This is a genomic window from Candidatus Electronema sp. PJ (assembly GCF_048287395.1).
Taxonomy (GTDB): Bacteria; Desulfobacterota; Desulfobulbia; order Desulfobulbales; family Desulfobulbaceae; genus Electronema.
Genome location: NZ_JBLWEO010000006.1, coordinates 1 through 17,084, shown reverse-complemented (window position 1 = coordinate 17,084; position 17,084 = coordinate 1). Strand labels below are relative to the sequence as shown.

At 54.9% G+C, this 17,084-nt stretch carries 14 protein-coding genes; 8 read left to right on the top strand and 6 right to left on the bottom strand.

Annotated features, from left to right (window positions below):
* Positions 1 to 49: 49 nt before the first annotated feature.
* From ACNKIB_RS00825 to ACNKIB_RS00810, 4 genes are all read right to left on the bottom strand, one after another.
* Entirely contained in the window at positions 50 to 514 is a 465-nt protein-coding gene (locus ACNKIB_RS00825) for a thioredoxin family protein (RefSeq protein ID WP_417908639.1), read from the bottom strand.
* 134 nt (positions 515 to 648) lie between these two features.
* A complete protein-coding gene (locus ACNKIB_RS00820) occupies positions 649 to 1,776 on the bottom strand; it encodes a response regulator (RefSeq protein ID WP_417908638.1) in 1,128 nt (375 codons plus the stop codon).
* Positions 1,773 to 3,620 carry an ATP-binding protein gene (locus ACNKIB_RS00815; RefSeq protein WP_417908637.1) on the bottom strand — a complete coding sequence of 616 codons (1,848 nt, stop codon included), beginning with the start codon at positions 3,618 to 3,620 and terminating at the stop codon, positions 1,773 to 1,775. Before ACNKIB_RS00815 ends, ACNKIB_RS00820 begins: the two co-directional genes overlap by 4 nt.
* On the bottom strand, positions 3,617 to 4,129 hold the full coding sequence (locus ACNKIB_RS00810) for a shikimate kinase (protein ID WP_417908636.1): 513 nt from the start codon (positions 4,127 to 4,129) through the stop codon (positions 3,617 to 3,619). Before ACNKIB_RS00810 ends, ACNKIB_RS00815 begins: the two co-directional genes overlap by 4 nt.
* A gap of 552 nt (positions 4,130 to 4,681) precedes the next feature.
* Between ACNKIB_RS00810 and ACNKIB_RS00805 the strand changes: the two genes are divergently transcribed.
* Positions 4,682 to 5,203, top strand: a complete 522-nt coding sequence (locus tag ACNKIB_RS00805; protein ID WP_417908635.1) for a MogA/MoaB family molybdenum cofactor biosynthesis protein — start codon at positions 4,682 to 4,684, stop codon at positions 5,201 to 5,203.
* Here the strand turns inward: ACNKIB_RS00805 and purM are convergent, their stop codons facing one another.
* Positions 5,204 to 6,271 carry a phosphoribosylformylglycinamidine cyclo-ligase gene (gene purM / locus ACNKIB_RS00800; RefSeq protein ID WP_417908634.1) on the bottom strand — a complete coding sequence of 356 codons (1,068 nt, stop codon included), beginning with the start codon at positions 6,269 to 6,271 and terminating at the stop codon, positions 5,204 to 5,206. It lies immediately after the preceding gene.
* A gap of 163 nt (positions 6,272 to 6,434) precedes the next feature.
* Between purM and ACNKIB_RS00795 the strand changes: the two genes are divergently transcribed.
* The 7 genes from ACNKIB_RS00795 (at position 6,435) to glmS (ending at position 15,939) form a co-directional block, all read left to right on the top strand.
* Positions 6,435 to 6,635, top strand: coding sequence for a DUF2065 domain-containing protein (locus tag ACNKIB_RS00795; protein WP_417908633.1), 201 nt, complete (start codon positions 6,435 to 6,437; stop codon positions 6,633 to 6,635).
* A gap of 9 nt (positions 6,636 to 6,644) precedes the next feature.
* On the top strand, positions 6,645 to 7,754 hold the full coding sequence (locus ACNKIB_RS00790) for a S1C family serine protease (protein ID WP_417908632.1): 1,110 nt from the start codon (positions 6,645 to 6,647) through the stop codon (positions 7,752 to 7,754).
* A gap of 348 nt (positions 7,755 to 8,102) precedes the next feature.
* Complete coding sequence (locus tag ACNKIB_RS00785) at positions 8,103 to 9,401, top strand: MFS transporter (RefSeq protein WP_417908631.1); 1,299 nt, start codon at positions 8,103 to 8,105, stop codon at positions 9,399 to 9,401.
* A gap of 86 nt (positions 9,402 to 9,487) precedes the next feature.
* Positions 9,488 to 10,054, top strand: a complete 567-nt coding sequence (locus ACNKIB_RS00780; protein WP_417908630.1) for a DUF4390 domain-containing protein — start codon at positions 9,488 to 9,490, stop codon at positions 10,052 to 10,054.
* Positions 10,017 to 12,323: an ATP-binding protein gene (locus tag ACNKIB_RS00775; RefSeq protein WP_417908629.1), complete on the top strand. Its 2,307-nt coding sequence runs from the start codon at positions 10,017 to 10,019 to the stop codon at positions 12,321 to 12,323. The genes ACNKIB_RS00780 and ACNKIB_RS00775 overlap by 38 nt, the downstream gene beginning before the upstream one ends.
* Positions 12,298 to 13,665 carry a sigma-54-dependent transcriptional regulator gene (locus ACNKIB_RS00770; RefSeq protein WP_417908674.1) on the top strand — a complete coding sequence of 456 codons (1,368 nt, stop codon included), beginning with the start codon at positions 12,298 to 12,300 and terminating at the stop codon, positions 13,663 to 13,665. The genes ACNKIB_RS00775 and ACNKIB_RS00770 overlap by 26 nt, the downstream gene beginning before the upstream one ends.
* 435 nt (positions 13,666 to 14,100) lie before the next feature.
* Positions 14,101 to 15,939, top strand: coding sequence for a glutamine--fructose-6-phosphate transaminase (isomerizing) (gene glmS / locus ACNKIB_RS00765; RefSeq protein ID WP_417908628.1), 1,839 nt, complete (start codon positions 14,101 to 14,103; stop codon positions 15,937 to 15,939).
* Between the two features lie 42 nt (positions 15,940 to 15,981).
* Here glmS and ACNKIB_RS00760 read toward each other — a convergent pair whose 3' ends face one another.
* Positions 15,982 to 16,935, bottom strand: coding sequence for a hypothetical protein (locus ACNKIB_RS00760; protein WP_417908627.1), 954 nt, complete (start codon positions 16,933 to 16,935; stop codon positions 15,982 to 15,984).
* Between the last annotated feature and the right edge of the window lie 149 nt (positions 16,936 to 17,084).

The window sequence follows — 17,084 nt, the reverse complement described above, 5'->3', positions numbered from 1 at the left end:
TCTTTTCGGGTGCTGATTAACGTTGATGAGCAGCTTGATGGCAATACGTTCAGTTCTTCTCTGCCAAGGTCTTTTCTACTTCGGCGATAAACTCGTCGGGAGTGGAGACTTTACCGTCTTTCTTAAACGGGTGAATCCTGGTACTGCTGCCGTCGGGAAAGACTACACGGAAGTTCGGGTATCCTTGTACCCCATATTTCATCGCGATGATATCCTCCTTGCTGCCATGTTCAGGGTTGATCTTGACTCTATAATATGGGGAGAGGAATTGTTCCACCTTGGCGTTATCCAGCAGATCTGCTTTGAATCGTTTGCAGTACCCGCACCAATCAACATAGAAGAACAGGAAGAAGGGCTTGTCTTCCTTCTTAGCCCCTTCATAGACTTCTTCATACTCCGATGCTTTCGTGTACCAGACATTGGCACTCAGGGCAAAGGCATCATTGATAGAGGAGAATAAGAATAAGGCAGCCAGAGCAAAGGTGGTCAGGAACGAGACGTTTCGTTTTTTCATGTAAGCCTCATAAGATGGGGTTGAGTATCTCTGAAAACGCAGGGACTAGGGATCGCTTCGCTCTCCCTAAGCTACTTGGAATACTTAGGTCAGGATGATGACAATTGGTTATACAGCGGAGGGGAGTTGTCCTTCTAGCACATCATCTCATCTTTGTTGCGCTGGGCAATGGCTGCAAATTCCTCTTCGACCCGGATCAAGGCATCATAGACCTCTGGATCGAAATGGCGACTGCGGCCTTCTTCATTGACGATGATCCGCATGGTTTGCTCATGGGTGAGGGCTGGTTTATAGGCACGCCGGGTACGCAGCGCGTCATAGACATCGGCCACAGCCATGATGCGGCCTGCCAAGGGAATGGCTGTGCCAATCAGTCCCCGTGGATAGCCGCTGCCGTCGTATTTCTCATGATGGCTGCCGACTAAATCCTTAGCGCATTGGAGAAATGCCATCTGCTGGCCCGCCTTCAGAATCAGCTTGTCTATGACCTCTTCACCATATTCGGCGTGCTTCTTCATGATCTCGAACTCCAGCCGATCAAGGCGACCCTGCTTGAGCAAGATTGCATCCGGGATGCCCACTTTACCAATATCGTGCAGTGGTGCCGTCTTGTGTAGGAGGGTGATATAGGCTGGGGTCAGGACCTCCAAGAATTTACCAGTATCATACAGGTTCTGTGCTAAGGCTCGGACAAAGTCGCTCGTCCTCTGGATATGACCGCCTGTATCAGTGTCCCGGTGCTCGGCTAACTCTCCCATAGCCACAATCGTTACATCCTTGAGCAAATCAGCTTCTCGAGTGCGCTCTTCCAAGGTTTTCGTCCGCTCCTCTAAGGTCTTCGTGCGTTCCCGCACGGTCTGCTCGAGATCCATCCTGTAGCGGTGTAGCTCTAAATGGTTACGCACGCGAGAGCGCAGCTCCACCCCGTGAAAGGGTTTGGTGATGTAATCCACTCCGCCCAACTCGAAGCCCTTGGCCACGTCCTCTGGCTCTGAACGAGCCGTGAGGAAGATGACCGGTATCGACTGCGCTGCTTCAATGGTACGAAGCTCCTGAAGCGTTTCAAAGCCATCCATACCTGGCATCATCACGTCCAGCAGCACAAGGTCGGGTGTGCGGCTCCGCATGCGCTCGATAGCCTGTTCACCTGAGGTGGCATAGGCAAACTCAAGATCCAGGCTCTTGAGATGGGCCAAGGCGATCTGGATGTTTTCTGGTACGTCATCAACAATAAAGATGCGTGGCCTGCCTGGTCGGCTCATCGTTCTGCCTCAGCAACGTTGCGAAGAGCAGCCAATACCTGTTCAACACCCCGAATGTCTAAGTCCTGCGCGAACCGCTTCATCTCCCTGCCCATTGCTGTCAGCTCTGGCTTATCTGTCTTCTGCCCGCAGTCTTCCATCTTCCGGCCTAAGGCGAATGCATCCTCCAGATTGCCGCTCATTTGTGCTTGGTAATAGGCTGCCTCCAGCTCGCCTTCCCACGCTGTCTGGAGATCGTTTAAGTCAAGTGTTTCCTTTGGAGCAGTCCAGTTTGGACGGTCTGTGCCATTTCTGTCAATATGAATGTAGCGGCTTACCACTCGCTGCAATTCCTGAAGATGGAAGGGCTTGGCGAGAAAGTCATCAAAGAGCGGCTGGAGTCCCTCTTTTTCCAGCATGAAGCCAGTCATGACCACGATGGGAATATGAGCGGTACGCTGATCTTCCCTGAGCTGACGGGCCAGGTCTCTACCGTCAACACCGGCCAAGTCCAGGTCCATCAGAATCAGATCCGGCTGTTCAGTAAGAGCCAGGGCAAAACCGTCATCCGGGGTAGAGGCCTCCAGCACTTTGACGGGCGAATTAGCAAAATAGATTTTGACGAGATGCGACATCTCCGGCATATCATCAATCACCAGCATCACCGGATTGCTTTTCTTCTCCTGTACTACTTTGACGCAGCTTTGTTCTGCCGCCGTTATGCTACAGGACTTGTCCGCAGCCTGAGCAGGCATGGTAAAGACGAAGACACTCCCCTGGCCTTTGACACTCTCTAGCCGGAGGCCGCCGCCCATCATCCGGGCCAGCCGGGCACAGAGGGTGAGGCCGAGACGAGTGCCGTCTTGGATGCTGACCTGCTCATCCTGCTGCTCAAACAGCTCACGCAGCGACTCTTGCTCCTCAGCGGAGAGACCGATGCCTGTGTCCTCTGCTCGAAAGGATAACTCCCAGCAGCCCTGGGCTGCCTCTGCGCCGCTTACGGTTAGGGATACCCGACCTCTCTCGGTGAATTTGATGGCATTACTGATCAGGTTGATTAAGACTTGGCGACAGTGATCTGCATCTATCACGTACATTTCCGGCAAGCCTGGCTCAATTGCCCAGATGAACTCCAGCTTCTTAGCCCGGATCTGATCCGTAAAGAGGTCAACAGCCTGTTCAACCACTGCCCGTAGATTGGCCGCTGATTTGAGCACCTTGACACTGCCGCTTTCTAACTTGGACAGCTCCATGACATCATTAATGATGGAGACCAAGGCCGTGCCGTTCTTGCGGATTGTGCTGACAAAACGCTGTTGCAGCTCATTGAGACCAGATTCAGCCAGAATTTCCGCGTAGCCAATGATGGCATTCATCGGCGTGCGGATCGCGTGGTTGATGTTGGCGATGAACTTGCGCTTCAGGCGGTTAGCAGCGATGAGCTGCTGCTCCGTGCGCCGGAGCGCTGCCTCCTGGCAGCCAGTCAGCTTGTGGAGGCTTTGGCCGATACAAAGCACACTGCTTGACTCCTCCAAACTGATCAACGTCAGCTCGACAATAAAGGTCTTACCACGCCGATCAGTCAGGCGGGTATGGAAAGCGCGCGAGCTGTGTCCGCCCAGTTCAGTGAGCTGCTCCTTGAGACCGGTAAAATGCGCCTCCAGAATCTCCAGAGACATGTCTGCCATCTCACTGCTACTCAGGCCAACCGTGTCGAGAAAGGTCCGGTTAGCGGCACGAACTGTGCCGCTGCGGTTGAGCAGGATAGCATGGCAGGTCAGCGCATCAAAAATTTTCAGGAGTGGCTGCCAATCTTGGCCTGGTTTAGGCATATTGACCAGGATATTGAGAAGGTCTGTACTCATCTGCGCAGCCGGGTGGCTATTTCAGCGGCAATGTCGCCACTGTCTCGGCCTTGGACAGAAATTTCCATATCCGCTGCCTGACGGTAGAATGGCAGCCGTTCGGCAAACAGGGCCTCTGCCCGCGCCATATCCTGAAGCAGAGGTCGCTTCTTCATTTTGGCCGCAGCGTTGGGATGGCTGCGCATAGTCTCCAAAATACTCTCCAACTGGGAATGCAAATAGACCACCTGTCCCAGCCGCCGCAGGTTTTTCACCATGAAAAAGCCGCCTCCGGCTGACACCACTGTGCCGCTGACATGATATTCTAACCAATCAGCGGTCTGCTGTTCCAGCTGGCGAAAATAAGCCTCTCCCTGCTCGGCAAAGATGTGCCGGATATTCATCTTGGTCATACTTTCAATCAGGTCATCGGTGTCCACGGTGAAGCGGCCTGTTAGTGCAGCCAGAGCACGGGCGGTTCTGCCCTTGCCCACGCCCATGAAGCCGATCAGAAGGATGTTGTCAGCCATATTTTCCTGTTCTGTACCAGTAATACCGTTATAAAATGAGATTCCGAATTGTAAAACGGAAAACAGAACCTGTAAAATGAATTTTCAGGCGCAAGGCAGCAGCGAGACGGGTACCTTGTTTTCTTTCGTTAAGATAGGTATGCTGATTGGCTGCTCCTGCGAACAGACTAGACCCCTATTCCATAACTCAACAAGAAGCGTTGCATTTTCTGGTGCAGCAAGCAGGTTGAAGCAGAGAACGCACCTTTCATCTGCCTGTTAAAAACACTCCTTTTTTACTCGCTGGCAAAGCAGTTTGGCTTGGCCAAAGAGGAGTTCTGCCGACTCAGAAAGGAGTTGTACTCGGCAGCAAAGGAGTCTGGCTAATCCGAAAAGGAGTTTTGCCGACTTGCAAAGGAGTTGTAGTCGGCAAAACTCCTTTATGGCCGACTAGGAAAGCAGTTTGGCCAAGCAGAACTCCTTTGCTGCCAGGTATAACTCCTTTCTTGCCGAGCCAAACTCCTTTGGAAACGAACTGTACTCCTCCCTTGCTTCTTTTAACTTTGCAAGAAAATGCCTAATAAGCTCTCCTCTTACACCTGCGGCATTCTCACCTTGAGCGATAAAGGCTCACGGGGCGAACGGCAGGACACTTCTGGCCCTCTGCTCAAGGAGCTGCTAACCGCTCAGGGTTTTGCGGTGACAGCCTACCAAATGCTCCCTGATCAGGAGGAGATGATTGCTGCCACCCTGATTGCTTGGGCTGATGAAGAACAGCTTGATCTCATTGTGACCACTGGCGGCACAGGTGTCTCGCCCAGTGATCGTACTCCAGAGGCCACCCGCCAAGTCATTGAGCGGGAAATCCCTGGCATAGGCGAGGCCATGCGCTTGGCCAGCCTGGCCAAGACCAGCCAGGCCGTATGGTCAAGGGGTCTGGCTGGGATTCGTGGCCAATGCCTGATCATCAATCTGCCTGGCAGTGCCAAGGCAGCCAAAGAGAATCTGGAAGCCGTGCTACCAGTGCTCGCACACGGCATTGACAAGATTCAGGGCAGCACCGTGGATTGCGCCGACTTGCTCAAACAGACTTGATCAAGCAGTTAATCCGTTAATGACTACTTGGGCTTCATCCTTTTTCGCCGCCGCGATCTCGCCAATCAGGAAAGGCTGCTCGCCCATGGCCCGAAACTGCTGCATGGCTGTCTCTGCATCGGCCTCATTGACCACAACCATGAGGCCAATGCCCATATTGAAGGTGCGATACATCTCGACTTCCTGCACCTTACCCTTGGCTTGCAAATAAGGAAAGATGGGCGGCATGGTCCAGCTGCCTTTGTTGATCACTGCTTTGCAGCCACTGGGCAATACTCTGGGGATGTTGTCGTAAAAGCCGCCGCCAGTGTTATGCACCATCGCATTGATCTTGACATTGCGGATGACCCGGAGCACACTTTCCACGTAAATCTTGGTCGGCTTCAGTAGTTCTTCGCCCAAGGTGCTCCCCAGTTCCTGCACGTGGTCATTTACATGCAACTGCAGCTCGTCAAAGACGATCTTCCGCACCAGTGAAAAGCCGTTCGAGTGCAAACCACTTGAGGCAAGGCCAATGATCTTATTGCCTACGCGGACACTGGTGCCATCAATGATCGCGTCGCGGTCGCACATGCCAACCGTGAAGCCAGCCAAGTCGTAATCACCTGGCTGATACATACCTGGCATTTCCGCAGTCTCTCCACCAATCAGGGAGCAGTTTGCCATTTTGCAGCCTGCGGCAATGCCCTTAATCACGTCCGTTGCTACCTCTAAATCCAGCGAAGACGAAGCAAAGTAATCAAGGAAGAAGAGCGGCTTTGCCCCGCAGACGATCACATCATTGACGCACATCGCCACTAAGTCAATGCCGATGGTATCGTGCTTATTACAGAGATGGGCGATCTTAAGCTTGGTGCCCACGCCGTCAGTGGAAGCCACCAGCACTGGATCCTTCAAGTTGGCATTGCCGATACTAAACAAGCCGGAAAAGCCGCCTATGTCATCGATCACAGCGCGACTGTGTGTGTCACGGACAATCTTTTTAATCCGGGAGACAAAGGCGTTGCCCTTGTCGATGTCAACCCCTGCGTCACTGTAGCGGGAGCTAGAAACTTCTGGTGTGGTCATGTCGTTGGGAATGCTGAGTCCATTGGGGACAGCGCTATCGGAGCACTATCAGAGCGCGACTGTGCCGCTCAAGCGGCCTGTCAACATTACTTTTTTCATGGAGATTGTCAATATCTTTGCAAGAGGATTGCAGCAGTTTGTTTCTTTTGGTAGGCTGATGCGTATGAAAACACTGATTACCCTGATCGGCCTAGTGCTGATCATTGAAGGCATCCCCTATGTTGCCTCGCCTGAAGCCATGCAGCAATGGCTCAAGCAGCTCGTCGAATCCCATCCTGATAAGCTCCGGGCAATGGGACTGACTGCTATGGCCATTGGTCTCTTCCTCTGCGTCATTGCCCAGCGTAGCGGGATCTTTGGTTAGAGTGAGGCCATGCGCTTCTTGCGTTCAGCCAATCCGCTCACCTTGCTGCTGGTCTTTGCCGGGCTGTACCTGCTCTACCACACCCTGCACCCTGATCCAGGTTTGCTGGATCGGCACGCCGAACCCCGGCCAGTCGTGCCTCGCAGCGATCTTGGAGCAGATGAGCAGAACACCATTAATGTGTTTAAGGCAGCCTCTCCGTCTGTGGTGTTCATCACTTCCATTGAACTGCGACGCAACCTCTTCAGCCTAAATGTGCATGAGATTCCCAAAGGCACAGGCTCTGGCTTTGTTTGGGATAACAAGGGCCGGATTGTCACGAATTACCACGTCATCTCAGATGCAAATCGGATTGTGGTTACTCTGGCTGACCGAAGCAACTGGAAGGCTGCTTTAGTCGGGGCTGCCCCGGATTGTGATCTGGCTGTACTCCAGATTGCTGCGCCAGCTGATAAACTGCATCCGATCATGGTGGGTGAGTCAACGAATCTCCAAGTAGGCCAGAAAGTCTTTGCCATTGGTAATCCTTTTGGCTTAGATCAGACCCTGACAACCGGCGTAGTCAGTGCCTTAGGCCGGGAAATTTCATCAGATACAGGCCGAACTATCCGCAACGTGATTCAGACAGATGCAGCTATTAATCCGGGCAACTCAGGTGGCCCGCTGATCGACAGTGCCGGACGACTGATTGGTGTCAACACCGCCATCTATAGTCCGTCAGGGATTGGAGCCAGCGTGGGGGTGGGCTTTGCTGTACCTGTGCACGAGGTCAATCGGGTGGTGCCGCAGCTCATCCGGCACGGCAAGCTGCTACGTCCAGGCTTGGGTCTCAACTTGGCCCCACCGCAAATCCAGCGGGAACTGGATTTACCAGGCCTCTTGATATTAAGCGTAGAGCCAGGCTCCTCAGCTGCGCAGGCAGATCTGCGTGGCACCCGCGAGGTGCGCGACGGACTTATTCTGGGTGATATTATCCTGGCTGTGGACAAGGTGCCAGTACAGGATTGGAACCAGCTGCGCGATGAGATGGAGAAGCACGAGGCCGGTGAATCCGTAACCCTGACGATCTTGCGGGGCGACAAACAAATAGACGTTGCCGTTATGCTGGATGCCATGTAGGCACGGGCTTCGTGCTTACCCTGCCTGAAGTGCAACTAAGCAAGGAACAAGCACTACTCGGTTGCCAAGGAGTTTGGCTCGGCCAGAAAGGAGTTTTAGTCGGCAGAAGAGGAGTTCGGCTTGGCCAAACTGCTTTCCTGTTAAGCCGCAAAGGAGTTTGGCCGACTATAACTCCTTTCCAACTCGGTAAGATTCCTTGGCGGCTTAACAAAACTCCTTTACAGGCGAGTAGAACTCCTCTTTGGCCGAGCCAAACTCAAATGATTCTGCGAGAGTTTATCAAGAAAGGCAGTCCAATTCTTCTCGCTCTCCCTCTTTAACCTCTTTGTTAAGAACAATCTGCCTTCCATGCAGGCCAAAAAAACTGAGGCAGCACCAGCCTCCTCGCGTTACACTGCCGGCCATCTTTCTTCTTATTGCCTCATCCTGCGCACGAACACGCATTACCGCCGGTACTGGTTATCTGGCTGTGTAAGCCAGATTGGTGATTGGTTCAATTATATTGCCATCTTTGTTCTGCTCAACCAGTTAACTGGCTCGGGGAAAGCGGTGAGCTGGTTCTTAATTGCCAAGCATCTAGCTCCGGCTGTATTTGGCCCAGCAGCGGGTGTGATTGCGGACAGATACAACCGCAAGGTGGTGATGATCAGCTGCGACCTGCTGCGGGCGGTGTTGGTACTGGGCTATCTGCTCGTGCAGAACACGCAACAGGTCTGGCTGATTTACCTGCTTGCCTTTACCCAAGAAGCCATCTGGACGTTCTACAACCCAGCCCGCCAAGCCTCGCTCCCTAATTTATGTAACAAAGAGGAACTGGGCATTGCCAATGGCTTGTCCGGTGCATCGTGGTCAGTGATGCTGGCTTTGGGTGCAGCCTTGGGCGGCTTTTTCACCCACCGCCTTGGCTGGCAAGCGGCTATTGTGGCTGATAGTGTTAGCTTCTTTCTTTCAGCTTTGGTGATGGCTTCTGTCGCGTTGCCTCGCTGGGAGAAAAAGCCAGGGCAAGGTTTTTTCATAGGCCGGATCACTGGGTATGATGATCTGAAAGAAGGCGTATTCTATGTGCTGTCCCAACCAAAGATTGCGGTGCTGCTCTTGGTGAAAAGCGGCTGGTCCTTGGCGGGTGGCATACTGGTGATGCTGGCGGTCTTTGGGGAGCAAGTCTTTGCCGGAGGAGGCGAAGGCGGACGCAGTGGCATCCTTTTTGCCATGCGGGGCTTAGGCGCAGCCATCGGCCCTATTCTGGCGTGGCGACTCATGGGCGAAGGGTCAACAGCCATGCGGCGAGCAATTGGCTGGGCCTTCTTCCTCTCTGCGCTTGCTTATGTTTTTTTTAGTCAAGCACCCACTATGCTTTGGGCTGCCCTTTGGGTTTGTTGCGGCCATGCAGGTGGCTCCGTGCAATGGGTCTTCAGTACCACCTTGATTCATCGCAGCGTGGAAGACCGCTTTCGGGGTCGGGTCTTTTCAGCTGAGATGGCCATGCTGACCTTGGTGTTGAGCTTGTCGATCTGGCTTACTGGCGCAGCCATGGATGCCGGTACTGACCCACGCCACATTGTCTTTGTCTTGGCTTTGCTCTATCTACTGCCTGGCATCGGCTGGACGCTTTATACTACAACGCATGAATCCGGTAGCAGCGCATAGACAAGCGCAGCAGGATAGTGTACCTTGCAGCATCTCATGTGTTAAGCAGGGCCGGGCTATCCGCTCCTGAACCTCCATTATATCCCATGCGCACACGTTTTTTCCCCCTGCTCGCGTTGCTCCTTTGTCTGCTCTTGGCCTGGCCTGCAGCAGGATCTGACGAGGATAAGCCGGTTATTGCCGACATCACGCTCACGGCCTCTGGCGGCAAGCTGCTGCTCTCTGCCGCTGTCAAACACAGTTTCACCAAAGAGATGCTGGAAGGTGTCCATAACGCCCTCCCGATCACCTTTCGCTTCAAAGTCAGTTTGGAACGTGTCCGTAGTTACTGGCTTGATCAAAGCATTGCTGAACTTGGCATCAACCATACCCTGAGCTATGACCCTATCCGGCGAGAATATCAGGTAGCTTGTTCTGAGAAAGAACAGCCCTCCATCACGCGTTCGCTAGATGAGGCGCAACGAATGATGGCCGAGCTGAAGAGAATAGACATCGCCCAACTGACGCAGCTTTATTCTGGGGCATCGTATATTCTCCATGTTAAAGCCACACTAGAAGAGAACACTTTTCCGCTCGGTATTCACTCAATCATTCCTTTTACCTCGCTTTGGAATTTTGAAACTGACTGGCGGGTCATCGAATTCATCTACTGATAGCCATTTTAGGGCACTTTCCCCTGAACAGCGTAAGCACAAACAGCGGCTGATCCGCTTAGTCATTGGGTTCTGCCTACTCCTTATCCCTCTGCTGATCTGGCTCCAGCGGCAGCTGCTTCAGGGTGAGTTAAACCTGCCAGTGTCGAGTACGGTGTTGATCTTTGCTCTGATCAACATTAACGGTCTGCTCCTGTTATTGATGCTCTATCTGATTCTCCGCAATCTGGTAGAGCTACTCTTCGAGCGCCGGAATCGGATCGTCGGCGCACGTCTGCGCACCAAGCTGGCTACCGCCTTTGTCTCTTTGTCCATTATCCCCACTGCTGTGCTGTTTTTCTTCGCCCTCGGCTCAGTCTCAACCTCGATGGACTACTGGTTCAACACCAATGTGGAGGACTCGCTGGAATCCTCACTGGAGCTGGCCCAGGATATGTTTCAGGAGACTGAGAACCGAGCCGCCAACATGGGCAGGCAACTTGGTCTGCTGCTAGAAAATGTTGACATCAATCTGGAGGACAGCGGCAGTCTCCAGCAGCTCTTTAACAAAACTCTGGCGATGGCTCCGCCTGGCACGCCCGATGCCCTGATGCTGATCGACCAGAGTCTGCGCGTCCGGGCAGCAGCTAAAGGCGAGCGACTGGCTGCGGCCACGCTACCAGACATGCCAAGCGAGGCCTTGCGCCGGGCAGAGAGCAGTGGCAACCCAGAGATCATCACCCGGCAGACTGGCAGCGGCGAGCTGGTGCAAGCCATTGTGCCTGTGCGGCTGAAAGATCAGCAGCGGGCCTTTCTTGTCACCAGCCTGTTGATTCCGACAGAGAAGTTAGCCCTCATGCAGTCGGTCTCGCAGGGGATTACCGGGTACAAACAGCTTATCCTACTCAAAGCCCCGATTAAGCTGAGTCTGATCATCATGCTGCTGATCATCACTCTCCTTATCCTCTTCGGTGCAATCTGGTTTGGTTTTTATATCGCCCGCTCCATGACCGCCTCAATCAACAAGCTGGCCGAGGCCACCCAGCGAGTGGCGGGCGGTGAGCTGAATTTCACCATTGAAAAGGACTCAGACGACGAGATGGGCCTGTTGGTGGATTCCTTTAACTCGATGACCTCTGATCTCCTGGCCAGCAATCAGCAGCTGGCTGAGGCCCATCAGGCCCTCCAGCAGTCCAATCTGCTCTCTGAACAGCACCGCCGCTATCTGGAGGCTATTCTGCGGAATGTAGCCGCCGGAGTCATTGCAATTAACGAGCAGCACCATGTCACCATCATCAATCCCTTTGCCGAAAAGCTACTCCGGGTCGATACCGCGCTCTTCCTCAACCGCGATTTTCATGAAGTGCTGCCACTCTCTCATGCAACGGTGATCGAACAGTTCTTCAGCGACCTGCGTGAATCTGGCCAGCGATCAATAGAGCGACACCTCAGCCTGACTATCCGTAAAGGTGAAACCTATTCCCTTTTGGTTAACATCACCAGGCTGTTAGATGACAAAGAATATCCTATCGGCTATGTTATTGTTTTTGACAACCTGACCAAGTTGGAAAAGGCCCAGCGGCTCGCAGCCTGGCAGGAGGTGGCGCGCCGTATCGCCCACGAGATCAAGAATCCGCTCACCCCGATTCAGCTTTCTGCCCAGCGGCTGCGCAAACGCTATCTGGAAACCATCAGCAAAGACCGAGAGATATTTGACCAATGTACCGCCACGATCATTAATCAGGTCGATGAGATCAAACGCTTGGTGACAGAGTTCTCCGATTTTGCCCGAATGCCGAGGATCAAGAAAGTAGAGGCGGATCTTGTCGCACTGGCTGGAGATACCTTGGTGCTGTATCGCGAGGGCTGCAAACATATTGAGTTCCAACTCGAGCATGAGCAGATTCCGCCCTTTTCTTTTGATCCAGTGCAAATCCGGCGAGTGCTGATTAACCTCTTAGACAATGCGGTCAGCGTCCTGAGCAGCGGCGGCACGGTCAATATCAGCATCTGTCTTGACCAGAGCCAGCAGATAGTCCGCATTATGGTCAGTGACAACGGCCCTGGCATCCCAGAGGAGGTCAAGCGGCGGCTCTTTGAACCCTATTTCTCCACCCGCAAATCAGGTACTGGCCTTGGCTTGGCCATCGCCAACACCATCGTTTCCGAACACAACGGCTCCATCCGAGTCCAGGACAATGCGCCGACTGGCGCAGCCGTCATTGTGGAGCTGCCATTCCTCTGCGAGGAGAAGAGTCATCATGTTGTCCCCAAGCATCCTGATCATTGACGACGAAAGCGCGATCCGCGAGTCCCTGTCTGGTATCTTGGAAGACGAGGGCTTTCAGTCGTTAACCGCCGCTTCCGCCGAAGAGGGGTTGGCTCTACTGGCGCGGCTGGACATCCACCTTGTTCTGTTAGATATCTGGCTGCCTGGCATGGATGGCATCGAAGCCCTCAAGCGTATCCGGCAAGAGTGGAGTGATGTACCGGTAATTATGATCTCCGGCCACGGTAGCATTGAAACCGCAGTCCAGACCACCCGCATTGGGGCCTTTGACTTTATCGAAAAACCCCTGTCGTATGACAAAGTAGTTCTTGCGGTCAACCAAGGACTGCGCGTAGCCCGCTTAGAGCGGGAAAACCGCCTCCTGCGCGAAGCTGCGCCCGACGGAGCCGCGATCATCGGCGAATCTCCAGCCATCAGGCAGCTGCGGCGACAGATCGAGCGGGTTGCGCCCACCGATGCCTCGGTGCTGATCCTCGGTGGCCACGGCACTGGCAAAGAGCTGGCTGCCCAAGCCATCCACCGTCAGTCAGTCCGCGCGCCCAGCCCGATGGTGGCAGTCAACTGCGCTGCCATCCCAGAGGAGCTGATTGAATCCGAACTGTTTGGCTATGAGAAAGGGGCCTTTACTGGCGCGGACAAGGCCAAGAAAGGCAAATTCGATCAAGCTGACGGCTCGACCCTTTTTCTTGATGAGATCGGCGACATGAGCCTGAAGAGCCAGGCCAAGGTGCTGCGGGTGCTGCAAGAGAAGAACTTCGAGCGGGTGGGCGGCGGCAGGATGATCGAGGTGGATGTGCGCATCCTGGCAGCGACCAATAAGGACTTAGAGCAAGAGATCAAGGCGGGTAGCTTCCGCGCTGATCTCTTTTACCGCCTGAACGTCATTCCGCTGCGCATTCCCGATCTCAAGGAACGCCTAGAAGACATCCCTTTGCTGACTGCGGAATTCCTCCGCCAGTTCCGCAGCCGAGGCTTAGACGAGAAACGCCTGAATGACGGCGCGCTGGCCATCCTGATGCGCCATTCTTGGCCGGGCAACATCCGCGAGCTGCGCAATATGGTCGAACGCCTGGTGATCATGACTCCTGGCCAGCTGATTACCGCCGAGGATGTGTCTTTTTTTCTTCAGCCAGGGGCGTTTCGGCCCGCCCGGCCTATCAGTCTGCCCGACTGGTGCCAGTTTGGCTTCAAGGAAGCGCGGCGGCAGTTTGAGCATGATTATCTCTGCAAGAAACTGGAGGACTGTGGCGGCAACATTTCCAAGACAGCGGAGAAAATCGGCATGGAGCGCAGCCACCTGCACAAGAAACTGAAAGCCTTGGGGGTCAAGGTGGAGGAATAGCCAGGACAGACGCACCTTTTCTGCTCGGTTGGAAAGGAGTTGTACTCGGCCAAACTCCTTTCCTGCTCGGCCAGACTCCTTGGCAACTGAGCCGGACTCCTTTGTTGCCAAGTAAAACTCCTTTCCTAGTCGGCAAAACTCCTCTGCGGCTTGGCCAAACTCCTTTCTTACTCGGCAAGACTCCTTTGCTGCCGAGTAAAACTCCTTTCCTAATCGGTACAACTCCTCTCTAAGTCGGCAGAACTCCTTTGCGGCCAAGCCGCACTCCTTTCCCAGCGAGTAGTATTCGAGCCGAGTTTCGTCGGCATTGCTAGGCACTATTTTCCCTATCTCAAACTGTTGAGTGTTTTTCATCAGGGATATATGCTACCATTCCCACAACTGCCGGGTAAGAGTGTCCGGCCTTGACAACACGATTATCGCAGAGAGGTCATCATGTGCGGAATAGTTGGCTACACAGGCAGCCGGAAGGTGATTCCGGTGCTGCTGGAAGGTTTGCGTCGTTTGGAATACCGGGGCTATGACTCTGCTGGTCTGGTCTGTCAGCAGGACGGCAAGCTGGTGCGCTTCCGGGCGGCAGGCAAGCTGATCAACCTGGAAAAGGCGGTGGACGAGCTGATCGGCATGGATGCGCACACAGGTCTCGGTCACACCCGCTGGGCCACGCATGGTGCGCCCACCGAGATCAACGCCCACCCGCACACCGACTGCACCGGCGAGCTGGTGGTTGTCCACAACGGCATCATTGAGAACTACGGCAGCCTCAAGCAGGAACTGCTGGCTGAGGGGCATGTCTTCTCCTCGCAGACAGACACCGAGGTGCTGGCCCATCTGATTGAGAAGTATCTGGCAGATGACCTCGTGGCGGCTGTGCGCAAGGCTTTAGCGCGGGTGGAAGGCTCCTATGCGCTTGGCGTGATTTGGGCCAAGGAGCCAGGCCGCTTGGTGGCTGCCCGCAATCAAAGTCCGCTGGTCATGGGTCTGAGCGACGATGCCTGCCATATCGCTTCGGATATTCCGGCCTTGCTGCCCTACACCCGCAAGGTGATCTTCCTTGATGACCACGAACTGGCCATCCTGGACAAAGGCACCTACTCAGTCATCAGCATCGAGAACGGTGCGCAAATCGACAAGGAAGTGCGCACCATTGACTGGAACGCGGCGATGGCGGAGAAGGGCGGCTACAGACACTTCATGCTCAAGGAGATCTTCGAGCAGCCGCAGGCCATCCTCAACACCATCAGCGGCAGGATAGACCCGGAGAGCGGCAGCGTCAACCTGCCGGAGATCGGCCTCACTGACGAGGACTTGCGCAAAGTCGAGCGCATTGCTCTGGTTGCTTGCGGCACCTCGTGGCACGCCGCCTTGGTGGCGAAATACTGGCTGGAGCAATGGGCGGGTGTGCCGGTGGATGTGGATATTGCCTCGGAGTTCCGCTACCGCCGCCTCTTGCTCAACGAGCGGGTGCTGACTGTGGCCATCTCTCAGTCTGGCGAGACCGCTGACACGCTGGCTGGCACGCGCCGCGCCGCCTCGCTTGGCTCCAAGGTGCTCACCATCTGCAACGTCGTTGGCTCGACCATGACCCGCGAGGCAGACGGCATCATCTACACCCACGCCGGGCCAGAGATCGGCGTGGCCTCAACCAAGGCCTTCACCTGCCAGCTCTCGGCTCTCTTTCTGCTGACGCTGCATCTGGCGCAGGTGCGCGGCACGGCCTCACCAGAGCAGCTCAAGGAGCTGGGAGCGGCCCTGATCAGTCTGCCGCCGGTGATCAACGCGGTGCTGCCTGCGGTGCAGCAGCAGATTCAGGCTCTGGTGGAGCGGTATTACGACGCGCGGGACTTCCTCTTTGTCGGGCGCGGCCTCAACTTCCCCATTGCCTTAGAAGGCGCACTCAAGCTGAAGGAGATTTCCTACATCCACGCTGAGGGCTACGCGGCAGGCGAGCTGAAGCACGGCCCGATTGCCCTGATTGACAAGGACATGCCGGTGCTGGCCATTGTGCCGCAGGACGCAGTGTATCACAAGAGCATTTCTAATGTCGAGGAGATCAGGGCGCGGCAAGGCCGCCTGCTCCTGATCGGCAGCGAAGGCGACACGCACCTTGCCACGCTGACTGAGGATGTGCTCTATCTGCCCAAGGTGCATGAGGAGCTGAATCCGCTCCTCTACACTATCCCGGCCCAACTGCTGGCCTACGAGATCGCCTGCCGCCGTGGCTGTGATGTGGATCAGCCGCGCAATCTGGCCAAAAGCGTGACGGTGGAGTAATTTTCTGGCAAACAAGAGGGCAGGCCCCTGTGTCTGCCCTCCTCACTGCACCACCAGCACATCCACCAAGCGGCAATTGTAAGTATTCCGCAGCATCTCCTTCAAACTAGCGTACTCCAGCACGCGGATATCCAGGCTAGTAACTGGCGAACCCGCAAAACCTTGCAGGGTGATATCGCCGTTCGTGGTGACAGCTATGGCTGCGCCTGCCACCCCACCTTCAGTCATATCCAGCAGGTTAAAGCGCAGGCAGTCTGCTTGCAGATCCAAGAGCACCTGGATGCGCAGGGTTGCCTCGCCGGAAGCCGTGCCACCAGTGACAGTGACATAGGCAGTATCCTCTGCGCCAGTCAGGATGCCAGTCTCTTGCCCTGGCTCTAAAGTCGGGATCACCAATGGGGTGCGCAGCCTGCGGCGGTAGATGCCGGTGCGCAGAGTGCCGTGCTCGGTGTAGCGGGTGGAGATCGACACCGTGTACTCATTGTTCCACGGGTCGGTCTGGCTGGGAATGCTCGGTAGGATAACCACCTCGCTGTCGGATGTCGAGACAAAGCGGGTCTGCACCTTGCTGCCGCTGCGTGTTCCGGCAATGACGCATTCACCGCCGTACAGCTCGCTGTCAAAGAAGAGGTCAGTGCCCTTCAAGCGCAGTGCGCCGTCTGCATTCAGGACATCAGCCAGCTTGAGCACGGTGTCTTCGGCCGTGTTGATCTGGGGCAGCTTCTCGTTCATGGCCAGGCGTTCAGTCTGCACAGTCTTGCGCACTGCGTCCACAGCGGGTCGGGAAGCAAAAACCCGCACTTGCAGGCAGTCTTCCAGCGGTGGCAGCGGGTCATCCGGGGTGTCCAAGCGAGCGGTGAACGACAGGGTGAAGGTGCACCAGTCTTCCAAGGTGACACGATTGCCCTCAGTCAGCTCCTCCAGTATGGCCTGCCTCGCTGCCCGCAGGTTTGCCTCTGCCTGAGCAGGAGTCAAGCCAGGGTTGTTCCGCGCCATCCGGGCCGCTATAGCCGCAGCGATATAAAATGATCAAGCAATCATTTTCATCCTATGAGTTGAATCTTATGGCCTATTCAGTAGATTTTCGCCGGAAAGTATTGGAAATCAAAGAACGTGAAGGTTTGAGTTTTGAGGAGGCGGCAGTA

Coding starts and splice junctions, on each gene's coding strand:
- ACNKIB_RS00825 (WP_417908639.1), bottom strand. CDS start 514: ATGAAAAAACGAAACGTCTCGTTCCTGACCACCTTTGCTCTGGCTGCC.
- ACNKIB_RS00820 (WP_417908638.1), bottom strand. CDS start 1,776: ATGAGCCGACCAGGCAGGCCACGCATCTTTATTGTTGATGACGTACCA.
- ACNKIB_RS00815 (WP_417908637.1), bottom strand. CDS start 3,620: ATGAGTACAGACCTTCTCAATATCCTGGTCAATATGCCTAAACCAGGC.
- ACNKIB_RS00810 (WP_417908636.1), bottom strand. CDS start 4,129: ATGGCTGACAACATCCTTCTGATCGGCTTCATGGGCGTGGGCAAGGGC.
- ACNKIB_RS00805 (WP_417908635.1), top strand. CDS start 4,682: ATGCCTAATAAGCTCTCCTCTTACACCTGCGGCATTCTCACCTTGAGC.
- purM (WP_417908634.1), bottom strand. CDS start 6,271: ATGACCACACCAGAAGTTTCTAGCTCCCGCTACAGTGACGCAGGGGTT.
- ACNKIB_RS00795 (WP_417908633.1), top strand. CDS start 6,435: ATGAAAACACTGATTACCCTGATCGGCCTAGTGCTGATCATTGAAGGC.
- ACNKIB_RS00790 (WP_417908632.1), top strand. CDS start 6,645: ATGCGCTTCTTGCGTTCAGCCAATCCGCTCACCTTGCTGCTGGTCTTT.
- ACNKIB_RS00785 (WP_417908631.1), top strand. CDS start 8,103: ATGCAGGCCAAAAAAACTGAGGCAGCACCAGCCTCCTCGCGTTACACT.
- ACNKIB_RS00780 (WP_417908630.1), top strand. CDS start 9,488: ATGCGCACACGTTTTTTCCCCCTGCTCGCGTTGCTCCTTTGTCTGCTC.
- glmS (WP_417908628.1), top strand. CDS start 14,101: ATGTGCGGAATAGTTGGCTACACAGGCAGCCGGAAGGTGATTCCGGTG.
- ACNKIB_RS00760 (WP_417908627.1), bottom strand. CDS start 16,935: ATGGCGCGGAACAACCCTGGCTTGACTCCTGCTCAGGCAGAGGCAAAC.